8 protein-coding genes are annotated in these 12,246 nt (G+C 73.0%); 6 read left to right on the forward strand and 2 right to left on the reverse strand.

Annotated elements, in window-relative coordinates; translation table 11 throughout:
* Positions 1 to 35: 35 nt before the first annotated feature.
* Positions 36 to 755: a gamma-glutamylcyclotransferase family protein gene (locus OV090_RS07990; protein ID WP_267702921.1), complete on the reverse strand. Its 720-nt coding sequence runs from the start codon at positions 753 to 755 to the stop codon at positions 36 to 38.
* Between the two features lie 107 nt (positions 756 to 862).
* Between OV090_RS07990 and OV090_RS07995 the strand changes: the two genes are divergently transcribed.
* A complete protein-coding gene (locus OV090_RS07995) occupies positions 863 to 6,034 on the forward strand; it encodes an AAA family ATPase (protein ID WP_267702922.1) in 5,172 nt (1,723 codons plus the stop codon).
* A gap of 227 nt (positions 6,035 to 6,261) precedes the next feature.
* Positions 6,262 to 6,696, forward strand: a complete 435-nt coding sequence (locus tag OV090_RS08000) for a VOC family protein (protein ID WP_267702923.1) — start codon at positions 6,262 to 6,264, stop codon at positions 6,694 to 6,696.
* Here OV090_RS08000 and OV090_RS08005 read toward each other — a convergent pair.
* The gene (locus OV090_RS08005; RefSeq protein ID WP_267702924.1) at positions 6,671 to 7,873 is read right to left on the reverse strand and encodes a pyridoxal-phosphate dependent enzyme; all 1,203 of its coding nucleotides are present in this window, start codon (positions 7,871 to 7,873) and stop codon (positions 6,671 to 6,673) included. The two genes, OV090_RS08000 and OV090_RS08005, sit on opposite strands and share 26 nt — an antisense overlap.
* Before the next feature lie 213 nt (positions 7,874 to 8,086).
* Here OV090_RS08005 and OV090_RS08010 point away from each other — a divergent pair, with 213 nt between their 5' ends.
* The 4 genes from OV090_RS08010 to OV090_RS08025 all read left to right on the forward strand — a co-directional run bounded on the left by OV090_RS08010 (position 8,087) and on the right by OV090_RS08025 (position 12,241).
* Positions 8,087 to 9,187, forward strand: coding sequence for a Glu/Leu/Phe/Val dehydrogenase dimerization domain-containing protein (locus tag OV090_RS08010; RefSeq protein WP_267702925.1), 1,101 nt, complete (start codon positions 8,087 to 8,089; stop codon positions 9,185 to 9,187).
* A gap of 180 nt (positions 9,188 to 9,367) precedes the next feature.
* On the forward strand, positions 9,368 to 10,261 hold the full coding sequence (locus tag OV090_RS08015) for an aminotransferase class IV (protein WP_267702926.1): 894 nt from the start codon (positions 9,368 to 9,370) through the stop codon (positions 10,259 to 10,261).
* Positions 10,258 to 11,214 carry an iron-containing redox enzyme family protein gene (locus OV090_RS08020; RefSeq protein ID WP_267702927.1) on the forward strand — a complete coding sequence of 319 codons (957 nt, stop codon included), beginning with the start codon at positions 10,258 to 10,260 and terminating at the stop codon, positions 11,212 to 11,214. The genes OV090_RS08015 and OV090_RS08020 overlap by 4 nt, the downstream gene beginning before the upstream one ends.
* On the forward strand, positions 11,195 to 12,241 hold the full coding sequence (locus OV090_RS08025) for a methyltransferase (RefSeq protein ID WP_267702928.1): 1,047 nt from the start codon (positions 11,195 to 11,197) through the stop codon (positions 12,239 to 12,241). The genes OV090_RS08020 and OV090_RS08025 overlap by 20 nt, the downstream gene beginning before the upstream one ends.
* Positions 12,242 to 12,246: the final 5 nt, after the last annotated feature.

Consider the following 12,246-nt stretch of genomic DNA (forward strand, 5'->3'; position numbering starts at 1 on the left):
ACGGTCATTACCGCCACCGAGCCCAATGACTGCACTCAGGCCTTCCGGCCCAGCGCCCGCAGCCCGACCCCGACCCCGAGCACCGGCGCCAACAGCACTCCCTGGGCCACGCGTCGCGGCAGCGCGGCGAGGTCCTCGGTGCGCTGCAGGACGTCGAGCCAGCCCTGCGCCAGCCGCCGCAGCGGCCCCCGGCTCGCGCGCATGAACACCTCCAAGAAGACGTCGGAGGCCCAGCGCGCCGACGGCGACGCCTCCGCGTGCGGCAGCGCCTCGAGCCAGGCGCAGTACTCCGGGCGCAGCGCGCTGAGCCGGGCCCCCTCGCGGATCAGCTCGAGGTAGCGCCGCGACGGCGTGCGCTCGCGCTGCAGCCTGCGTCCGGGGGCTGCGATGAACACCTCGGCGATCACCTTACGATCGTCATAGGCGATCACCTCGACCTGCTCGCGCACATAGAAGCGATCGCCGCCCTCGCTGCCGACCAGCGCCGCGAACTGGTGCGCAGTCAGGCGGAGCAGCAGCCCGTGGACCTCGCCGCCGGCTTCGCGGCGAATGCTCGCCATCGCCGGATCGGCGGGCGGCACCCCCGGCATGTCGAACACCAAACGCCAGCCGCACAGCGTCCCGGGCGTGGTGTCCAGCGGCGACAACCCGGCCCTCGTCGCGCGCCTCTGCGGGTGCAGGTTGGAGCCGTAGGCGAAGTACCAGACATCTCCCGAGGATCGCGATGTCGTGTCGACCACTACCCGCTTCACCACCGCCCCGATGCTATCAGCTTTGGCCGCAGCACGGCCTGCGCGCCCCGGCGCGATTGTGCCCTCGCCGCGCGCTGACCCGCGATCGCGGCGCGTGTATCATGTTTCAGGTGTCGCTCCACGGCTACATCACCGTCGAGGTCCTCCACGAGGGGATGAAGTCGGAGGTGCGCCGTGCCACGCGGGCCAGCGACGGTCGCCTCGTCATCCTCAAGGTCCCGCGGGCCGAAGCGGTGACGCACCAGCGGCTCGCCGAGCTGCGCCACGAGTACGACGTCGCCGCGCGGCTCAAGCTGAGCGGCGTCGTCCAGGCGCTCGCGCTCGAGGAGCACGGCCTGCCCTTCCTCGTGTTCGAGGACTTCGGCGGCCTGTCGCTGACGCAGTGCTTCCCGTCGAAGGTCGGGGTCGGCAGCTTCCTCGCCATCGCCCTCCAGCTGACCGAGACGCTGGCGGCGATCCACGAGCAGGGCGTCATCCACAAGGACATCAAGCCGGCCAACATCATCCTCAACCCGCGCACCGGCGAGGTGAAGCTGACCGACTTCGCCATCGCCTCCGCGCTCGCCACCGAGTCCGTCGCGCTCGCGGCCCCCGAGCGCCTGGTCGGCACGCTCGCATACATGGCGCCCGAGCAGACCGGCCGGGTCGGCCGCGGCATCGACCAGCGCGCCGACCTCTACGCTCTCGGCGTCACCTTCTTCGAGCTGCTCACCGGCCGGCGCCCGTTCGCCCAGAGCGACGCGATGGAGCTCGTCCACGCCCACCTCGCCCGCACCCCGCCCGATCCTGCGACCCTCGAGCCGAGCATCGGCCGCGAGCTGTCCGCCATCGTCCTCAAGCTGATGGCCAAGAACGTCGACGAGCGCTACCGCAGCGCCCACGCCCTGCGGGCCGACCTCGAGTACCTGCGCGCGACCCTCGGCGGCGACACCACCCCCAGCACCGCGCGCCCGCGTCGCAGCGCCGAGTTCCGCCTGCCGCAGCGCCTCTACGGCCGCGCCGCCGAGCGCACCCGCCTGCTCGCCGCCTTCGAGCACGCCGCCGCGGGCGAGCGCGCCCTGGCCCTCATCGCCGGCTGGTCGGGCACCGGCAAGTCGGCGCTGGTCCACGAGCTCCACCAGCCGATCGTCGCCCGCCGCGGCAACTTCATCGCCGGCAAGTTCGACCAGTACAACCGCCACGTCCCGTTCGCCTCGCTGCTGCAGACCCTGCGCCAGCTGGTCGAGCTGGTCCTCGCCAGCCCGCTCGGCGAGGTCGAGCGCTGGCGTCGTCGCCTCGCCGACGCTCTCGGCGCGCAGATGGCCGTGCTCGTCGACACCCTCCCCGACCTCGCGCACGTCGTCGGCGAGCAGCCGCCGCCGCCCCCCGTGTCGGGCACCGAGGCGCAGAACCGCCTGCACCTCGCGGTGCTCCGCTTCATCGGCGTGTTCGCCGACAAGGGCCACCCGCTCGTCATCTTCCTCGACGACCTGCAGTGGGCCGACGGCGCGACCCTGCGCCTGCTCGGCGCCTTGCTCGGCGACCACGACCTGCGCCACGTCCTCGTCATCGGCGCCTATCGCGACCACGAGGTCGACGCCTATCACCCGCTGCGCAAGACCCTCGCCGAGCTCGAGCAGGCCGGCGCCAGCATCGAGCGCATCGAGCTGGCCCCGCTCGGCCGCGCCGACGTCGCCGCCATCGTCGCCGACGCCCTCGCCGAGACCCCGGCCGCGGTCGCCGACCTGGCCGCCGAGGTCCACCAGCGCACCGAGGGCAACCCGCTGTTCGTGCGCGAGTTCCTGCGCGTCATCCACGGCGAGGAGCTGATCCGCTTCTCGCCCGAGCTCGGCCGCTGGACCTGGGACCTCGCGGCCCTGCGCGCGGCCAGCATCCCCGACGACGTCGCCGACCTGCTGCTCGAGCGGATCCGCCGGCTCGGCCCCGACGTCCGCGCCCTGCTCACCTGCGCCGCCTGCATCGGCGCCCAGTTCGACCTCGACACCCTGGCCGCCGCCGCCGGCAAGCCGAGCAGCGACATCGGCCCCGCGCTGTGGGAGGCGATCGGTCGCGGCCTCGTCGTCCCGATCGACCCCGAGTACCGCCTGCTCCCGTACGGCCACGGCGGCCAGCTGCCCAACGTCCGCCTGCGCTTCCTCCACGACCGCGTGCGCCAGGCCGCCTACACCCTCGTCGACGCCGACGCGCGGCCGCAGATCCACCTGGCCATCGGCCGCCACCTGCTGGCAACTCTGGCCTCGCGCGACCGCTCCGAGCTGCTCGAGGCCGTCTCGCACCTCAACCTCGGCCGCGCCGGCCTCGCTGGCCCCGAGGAGCAGACCGAGCTCGCCGCCCTCGACCTCGAGGCCGGCCGGCGGGCCAAGGCCGCCACCGCCTACGACGCCGCCGTCGGCTTCCTCCGCGTCGGCGCCGAGCTCCTCGGCCCCGATCATTGGCGCAGCCACGACCGACTCGTCCACGCCCTCTACCTCGAGCTCGCCGAGTGCGAGTACCTGTGCGGCGACTTCGCCCGCGCCGAACAGGCCTTCGACGTCCTGCTCACCCACGCCGCCTCGCGCCGCGACGCCCTCGCCGCGCGCTCGCTGCGGGTCGTCCTCTACGTCACCATCGGTCGCTCGAGCGACGCCTTGACCATGGGCGTCGACGCCCTGCGCCTCGCCGGCCTCGACGTCCCCGACGGCGACGAAGCCCTGCGCGAAGCCGCCGCCCGCGAGCGCGCCGACCTGCAGCGCCGCCTCGCCGGCGCCCCGATCGCCGCCCTCGCCGATCGCCCGCGCAACACGGGCCCCGAGTTCTGCTCGACGATCAAGCTGATCACCGACCTGCTCGCCCCGGCCCAGCTCACCCGGCAGGCGCTGTTCGAGTACCTCTGCCTCAAGCAGATCAACCTCAGCCTCGAGCACGGCCACGCCGACGCCTCGCCGTACGGCTACCTCGTCTACGCCTTCTACCTCACCACCTCGCGCGGCTCCGTGCGCGAGGCCCACGACTTCGGCGAGGCCGCCCTGGTCGTCAACGAGCGCCTCGGCAACACCGACCAGGTCCCGCGGCTCTCGTTCGTGTTCGGCTCGATCCTGCATTACTACCGCCCGCTGCCCGAGGTCCTCGAGTACCTCGAGCGCGCGCGCTACCACGGCCTCGAGACCGGCGATTACATCTTCGTCTCCTACGCCTGCTCGCACTCCGCGATCGTCCAGTTCGGCGCCGGCACCCCGCTGCGCTCGGTCGCCGCCCAGACCGACGAGTACCTGCACCTCATGCAGCGCACCCGCGTCGCCTCCTCGACCGCAGCGCTGCGGGTCGTCCGGCGCCTCGTCGCTTGCTTGCAGGGCGAGACCGCCGGCCCGACCAGCCTGCAGGGCGACGGCTTCGACGAGGACGCCTTCTTCGCCGCCGCCGAGCAGGGCCGCCTGACCTTCGCCACCCTCTGGTACTGCATCGCCCGGCTCTACCTGTGCTTCCTGCACGGCGAGCTCGACGCCGCCCGGCGGTGGATGCGGGCCGCCGAGCAGCGCCTCCTCAACTCGTCGTGGTTCCTCACCACCGAGCTCGCCTTTTATTCGGCGCTCGTCCACGCCGCCCTGCTCCGCCGCGGCGGCGGCGACCTCGATGATTCGCGGCAGCGCCTCGAAGCGCTGCGCGAGCGCTACGCCGTGTGGGCCGCCTCGTGCCCCGAGAACTTCGCCCACAAGCTCGCGCTCGTCGACGCCGAGCGGGCCGACCTCGCCGGCGACGGCCTCGCCGCGCTCACCGCTTATGACGCCGCCATCGCCGGCTCGCACCGCGGCGGCAGCATGGCCACCGAGGCCCTCGCCACCGAGCTCGCCGGCGCCTTCCACCTGCGAGCCGGCCGCGACAGCATGGCGGCAGCCGCCATCGCCGACGCCGAGGCCGTCTACCGCCGCTGGGGCGCCGCCCCGCGGGCCGACGCGCTGCTGGCAGTCCACGGCAACCTGCTGCGCAACTACTTGCCGCGGGCCGTCGCGCGCCCGCTGCTCGGCGGCGAGTCGCTCGAGGCCTCGATCGTCACCGCCACCTCCGTCGACCCGCGCCTCGACCTCTCGAGCGCGATCAAGGCCGCCGAGACCTTCGCCGTCGAGGTCGACCGCAACGCCCTCCTGCGCAAGTTCATGGCGATCCTCGTCGAGAACGCCGGCGCCGATCGGGGCGCGCTCGCCCTCGCCAGCAGCGGCGGCCTCGTCGTCGTCGCCAGCTACGCCGCCGAGCACGGGGTCGTCCTCCACGACGACCTGCCGATCAGCGAGGCCGACGTCCCCGCCGGCCTCGTGCGCGTGTGCCAGCGCAGCGGCCGGGTCCTCCTCCCCGACGACGTCGACAACAACCCCAGCCTGCTCGGCGCCTACCTGCTGCGCGTGCGCCCGCTGTCTCTGGCCTGCTTCCCGCTGCTCAGCCGCGGCCAGCGGATCGGCGCGCTCTACCTCGAGAACCGCGCGATCTGGGGCGCCTTCACCCCGCACCGCCTCGAGATCTTGCGCCTCCTCACCACGCAGCTGGCGATCGCCATCGAGAACGCGCGCATGTTCACCGCGCTCGACGAGGCCCGGCGCTCGGCCGAGGAGGCCAGCGTCGCCAAGAGCCGCTTCATGCTCAACATGAGCCACGAGCTGCGGACCCCGCTCAACTGGATCATCGGCGCCGCCGAGATGCTCGGCGAGGAAGCCGCCGACGACGGCCTCGACGTCATCGCCCGCGACCTCGACAAGATCTCGCGGGCCGGCCGCGGCCTGCTCGGCATCATCTCCGACGTCCTCGACATCACCCAGCTCGAGTCCGGCCGCCTCGTCCTCGCCGCCGCCAGCTTCCCGATCGCCGACGTCGTCCGCGAGGTCGTCGAGGCCCACCTGCCCGAGGTCGAGCGCAACCACTCGACCCTGCGCGTCCACGTCGACCCGCCGCAGTTCGACGTCGTCCACGACCGGACCAAGCTCGCCCAGGTGATCGGCAGCGTCGTGCGCAACGCGGCCCGCTTCACCGAGCGCGGCACCATCGACCTCCGCGTCGTCCGCCGCGGCGATCGCCTCGTCGTCGAGGTCGCCGACACCGGCATCGGCATGAGCAAGCAGCAGCGCACCAAGATCTTCGACGCCTTCAGCCAGGTCGACGACTCGCCGACCCGCAAGGTCGGCGGCATGGGCCTCGGCCTCGCCATCTGCCGCAAGCTGTGCGAGCGCATGGGCGGCACGATCTCCGTCGTCAGCGAGCTCGGCACCGGCTCCACCTTCACCATCGACCTGCCCCTCGTCGTCGGCCCGACCCGCTGAGCGCCGCGCCCCCGCCGGCGCGGTTCCGAACCGACGACTCGCACCCGCCTGTCCTTACGGCCATGTCCAATCAGACCGCCGGCGGGTCACGGCCACGTGACCCGCAGGTGCGGGCGCCGCCTCGTGACCCCTGCGACCCCGGCGTCGTCGTTCGCGGCTACGGACGCGCCGGATGGTCGCCTCGCCCCGCCTCCGCGTAGCATCAGGCCTCGCATAGGAGGTTGTGCATGACCGCTGTCTCGCCCAAGGCCACCGGGATCCACCACGTCTCGATCACCGTCAATGACTACGAGCGCTCGCGGGCGTTCTACACCAGGTTGTTCGAGCTGCTCGGCGGCCAGGTCGTCATGGACGTCGTCGGCGCCCCGCACAAGCACGAGGGTTGCCGCATGATGCTGCTCGCCGCCGGTACCTTCATGCTCGGCGTGTGGGAGGCCGCCCCGGAGCACCGCGGCCGGGCCTTCGATCGCTACAGCGTCGGCCTGCACCACTTCGCCATCGCCCTCGACTCGCGCGCCGCGATCGACGAGGTCCACCGGCGGCTCGTCGAGGCCGGCGTCGAGATCCTCGACGCCCCCGCCGAGTACCCCTACGCCCCCGGCTACTACGCCGTCTTCTTCAGCGACCCCGACGGCATCAAGCTCGAGCTCGTGCACATGTAGCGAGCCCGAAGGTCCGCCCGAGCTCGTCCAGCCACTCGGCCTCGCTGCGGCTGGCGTCGATCGTCAGCGCCGGGCTCGGCGGCGCCGCCCCGGCGAGCTCGCGCACCCCGCCGGTCAACATCAGCATCGCCCGCTCACCGGCCGCCAACTGGCCCTCGTCGATCGCCTTGAGCACCCCGACGCCGGTGAGCAGACCTGTCTTTTCGACCACCTCGTCCGTCCCCGGCAGGCGCGAGAACTCGAAGCCCGCCGCCCGCATCCGCGACAGCAGCGGCTCCTGGTGGCGCGCCAGATCGTCGTCGGACAGCGCCAGCATCTCCCCGCCGACCTCGCGCAGGAGCGCGGCCAGGCGCGCGTACTCGCGGGCGGGGTCGGTGTTGTAGAGCCCCGGCTCGAGGTAACGGTCCGGCTCGGGTCGCACGTGCTCGCGCGCCAGCGCCGGCTCGCCCGCCTGCCACGCGCGCACGATCGGCGCGTTGGCCTCCTGCTGGAACCCGAGGAAGCGCGGCACCTCGCTGCGGCGCAGCAGGCCGTGGCGGCGCAGCGCCGCGAAGCACTGGTAGATCCCCGCCGGCCCGAAGCCCGCGCACACCGTCTGCGCCAGGCAGTCGACGCGCCCCAGCTCGGCCGCGCTCTCGAGCACGAACATCGCCCGCACCGCCGACGCCGCCAGTCGCCAGCGGACGTCCGGCACGTGCGCCAGCCCGAACCGCTCGGCGAACGCGCGCGCGATCCGCTTGACCTCGGGCTCGGGCAGATCGACCGCGATCAGCTGCACCCCGGGACCGAAGTGATCGCCGCGCTGCTTGTACAGCGTGCGACGCGGCTGAAACAGGAACGCCTCGAGCCCCGCGCGCCCCGCGTATGTCGCCAATGCCGCGCTCAGGTTACCGCCCGACGACGCCACCACCCGCTTCACCCCGGCCCGCCGCAGCAGCGCCACGGTCACGCACGCGTCGAGCGCCTTGTACGTGCCGGTGCACATCCGGCTCGACTCGTCGCAGACGATCACCTCGCGCGCTTCGGTGCCTGCCAGAGCGAAAGTCGTCGCGCCCTCGCCGTGCGAGCAGGCCTCGAGGTCCGCGAGCGCCACATCGAGCGCCAGGCCCGGCACCGCGAGCACCTTGTGGTAGCGCAGCAGCAGGCTCTGCGACGCCGGAAATCGCCGATCGATCAAGGATCGCCAGTCCTCTGCCATCCCCGCACCCACCGCCGCCTCGATCCTCCGCGTCGCCGGACGCGCTGTCAAACACCGACGCACGAGCGAGATCGCGACAGCGACATCGGCGCGCGAGGAGTCCTCTCAGGTCGCGGAGGATGATGCGAGCGACTGCCTCGCGCATGGCCACGCGTCGCTCGCTCCGCTACGCTGTGAACAGCGGCTGGTGGAATGGCGGCGCTGCTCAAGATCGAATACCGCGATCCGCTCGAGCCGGTCACCGGCGTCCTGGTGATCGATCGCCTCGTCGACGGCGTGTGCGCCGGCGGCCTGCGGATCGCCGCCGACGTCGACGCCGACGAGATCGCGGCGCTCGCTCGCAACATGACGCGCAAGCAGGCCGCGTTCGCGCTGCCGGTCGGCGGCGCCAAGGCCGGCCTGCGCATGGCGCCCGACCACCCCGCGCGGGCCGCGGTCCTGCGCCGCTTCCTCGCCGCGGTCGCCCCGTTCATCGAGCGCAGCTGGTCCGTCGGCCCCGACCTCAACACCACCATGGCCGAGCTGCAGCGGGCCGCCGACGACGTCGGCCTGCCCTGCCTCAAGCTCGCGGTCGGGCGCAGCCGCGGCCTCGCCGACCACGAATTCTTGCGCCGCTACGCCTTCCTCGACGCCGCGATCGACGGCTGGTCGGTGCACGCCTTGCGCGCCCCCGCGGCAGTGCGCGCAGCCACCCTCGCGCTCGGCCGCGCCCTCGCCCGCCCGTCCGGCCTTCGGATCGCGATTCAGGGCGCAGGCGCGATGGGAGGCGGCGCCGCGTATCTCCTCGATCGCGTCGGCTGCCGCGTCGTCGCCTGGGCCGACGACGTCCGCTGTCTCGTCGCCGACGACGGCCTCGACGTCCCCGCGCTGCTCGCCGGCCGCCGCGACGGTCGCCTCCCCGAGCTCGCCGCCGACCTCCGCCCCTCCGACGCCGTCCTGCAAGCCGACTGCGACGTCCTGATCCTCGCCGCGGTGTCGCGCGCCTTCGCCATCGACGACATCCCGCGGCTCGGCTGCGCCAGCGTCGTCGAGGCCGCCAACCTCGCGCTCGCCCCCGAGGTCGAGGATGCCCTCCACGCCGCCGGCGTCCTCGTCATCCCCGACCTGCTCGCCAGCGCCGGCGGCTCCCTCGCCGTCGAGGCGCTCTACGCCGGCGCTCCGGACGGCCCCGCCGACGTCCTCGCCCACGTCGAGCGCCGCGTCGCCGCCCGCATCGAACATGTCCTCGCGGACAGCCGCGCGACCGGCCGGTCCCCGCGCGCCGTATTGACGGAGGCGATCGATGGCCGCTGATCCGGCATGTCCCGAAGGACACATCACATGTCCATTGAGACACATCGATCGGGGCATCCTCGTCCCCTGCTCGATCTGCCTCTCGGGACACCTCACCTGCCCCATGCGCCACCCCGCGGTATCACCGCCCCCCGCATCACCTGTCCCCGAGGACATCCTCCGCGCGCGAGGAGCCCGGCCATGACCGACCTCGTCTGGCTCGACGGACAGCTCGTCCCCGCCGAGGCCGCGCGCTTCGGCCTCCTCACCCACTCCCTGCACTACGGCACCGCCGTGTTCGACGGCGGGCGCCACTACCGGCTGACCGACGGGGGCGTCGGCGTGTTCCGCCTCGACGACCACCTGCGCCGCTTCCTCGCCAGCGCCGAGAGCCTGTGGATGTCCCTGCCCTGGGTCGTCGAGCAGCTGCGCGAGGCCACCCTCGCGGTCGTGCGCGCCAGCGGCCGCGGTGGCGGCTACGTCCGCCAGCTCGCCTTTTACGGCGACGAGCGGATCGGCCTCGGCGCGCGCAACCCCGTCCACGTCGCCGTCGTCGCCTGGGAGCCCGGTGGCCCGCCCGGCGCTCCCGTGAAGGTGCGGATCGCCTCTCTCGGTCACGGCGCCGGGTGGATCCCCACCGCCAAGCACGCCGGCCACTACGGCCGCGCCTTCCTCGCCCTGCGCGAGGCCCAGGCCTCCGGCCACGACGACGCCCTCTTCCTCGGAGACGACGGCACTGTCGTCGAGGCTACCGGCGCCAACCTCTTCATCGTCCGCGACGGTCGCCTCGTCACCCCGCCCGACCACGAGCCGCTGCTGCCCGGCATCACCCGCGCCACAGTCCTCGCCCTCGCGGCCGACCTCGGCATCCCCGCGCTCGAGGCCCCGATCCCGCGCCACCACCTCGTCACCGCCGACGAGGTCTTCCTCGCCAACAGCGCCGCCGAGCTGCGCCCCGTCGTCCTGCTCGAGGGCCGGCGCTTGCCCGCCCCCGGCCCCGTCACCGCCGCGCTCGTCGCCCGCTACAGCGCCGTGGTCCGCGGCGACGACCCGCAACGTCGGCCGTGGATCGCCCGCGTGGAGGACCTCGAGTGATCGCCATCCTCGTCGCCAACGTCCGCGCCGCTCTCGACGATCGCACGCCGAAAGCCGTAGCCGACGCCGCCCACTCTCTCGGCCGCCTCGCCGCCCTCGCCTTCACCGGCGACGACTACGCCGCGGCCGCCTACCACGGCCTCGTCTGGGACCTGCACTCGAGCCCCGACCCGCGCACCTACGCCATGCGCCGCTTCGTCGTCGAGGCCGGCTACGCGGTCGAGGAGGCCCACGTCCCACCCGTCGCAATCGAGCCGCTGCTCGCCCCCGCGGACCTGCTCGCGCGCCTGCAGGCCGAGCAGAACCAGCGCACCGGCCTGCGCCACCCGATGTCGGCGCACCTGTTCCACGGCGACCCCAGCCTCGCCGACCTCAAGATCTACCTGCGCCACCACTGGCACCGCTCGCGCCTGTTCTACCGCGAGCTGACCGAGCTCGCGCTGAGCTGTCCCTTGGGCCATGCGAGCGTCCTCCACCGCAACCTCTACGACGAGACCGGCGGCGAGGACGCGAGCGCGGCCCACCCCGTCCTGCTGCAGCGCCTCCTCCAGCACTTCGACCTCCCGCACGGCTTCGACGACCGCCCCGAGCTGCCCGAGGCCCAGGCCTACCTCAACAACCGGATCCGCTGCGCCCGCCACTCCAACCTCGCGTGGGGCCTCGCCGTCCTGTTCTCGCTCGAGGCCGGCACCCCTGCCACCCACGGCAACATCCACGCGCTGCTGCAGCGCTTCGACGTCCCCGAGCACGCGCGCGAGTTCCACCGGATCCACATGAGCGCCGACGTCGAGCACGCGCGCGAGACCGCCGAGCTGATCGGCTCCGTCGTTCAAAGCCCCGCGGATCAGGCGATCCTGTTCGCCTCGCTCCGCTACCACCGCGCCCTGGGGCAGCGCTACTTCGACGCCATCTGGCGCGAGATGCAGGCGACGCATGACCACCGCGACCGGTGAGAAGCTCCTCCTCGAACTGCTCGACGGCTTCCTCGGCAGCAAGCTGCTGATGACCGCCTACAAGCTCGACCTCTTCACCGCCGCCCGCGAGCCGATCGCCCGCGACGCCCTGCGGTCCGCGCTCGACCTGCCCGAGCGCGCCTTCAAGATCGTCGTCGACGCCTGCGTCGCCCTCGGCCTGCTTCACGAGGACGAGCGCGGCGTCGCCACCCCGGCCGCGCTCGCGCCCTTCCTCGTGCGCGCCCCCGACCGCCCGTTCCAGACCACCACCTACTTGCTCGAGTACTACGACGAGGTCTACCGCGCCCTCGCCGACATGGACGCGCTCGTGCGCAGCGACGGCGCCGCCTCGCCGTTCAAGCTGCGCGACTACTTCAAGGACGACGTCGACGCCATCGACCCGCAGGTCGCCGCCGAGTACTCGCGCTACATGGACGCCACGATCGCCAGGATCGTCGAGGTCGTCCTCGCCACCTATCCCTTCGGACAGCACCGCCGCCTGCTCGATCTGTGCGGCAACACCGGCAGCTTCTGCGCCGCCATCGTCGCCGCCACCCCCGGCCTCCACGGCGCCTTCCTCGACGTCCCGGCCTGCGTCGCCATCGGCCGCCGCCAGCTCGAAGCGCGCCCCGAGCTCGTCGGCCGCGTCGAGGCGATCGCCGGCGACGTGTTCCGCACCCCGCTGCCCGCCGGCTACGACATCATCACCATGTGCCGCTCCGCCATGGACTGGGGCGACGACAAGATCGTCGCAGTCTACCGCCGCGCCCACGAGGCCCTCCCGCCCGGCGGTCGCTTCCTCGTCATCGAGCGCATGCTGCCCGAGCGCGTCCTGCCCGAGGCCCTGCCGATGTACCTGCGCGGCGTCTACTTCCTCGCCAAGTCGGAGAGCACCCGCTACCGCTCGCCGCGCGAGCACGTCGCCCTGCTGCAGGCCGCCGGCTTCACCGCCACCGAGGAGCTCGAGCCCCCACGCGCCCCCTACGAGTTCTTCCAGTCGATGCGGATCCTCGTCGCCAGCAAGTGACGCCG

Source organism: Nannocystis sp. RBIL2 (genome assembly GCF_026626745.1).
Taxonomy (GTDB): domain Bacteria; phylum Myxococcota_A; class Polyangia; order Nannocystales; family Nannocystaceae; genus Nannocystis.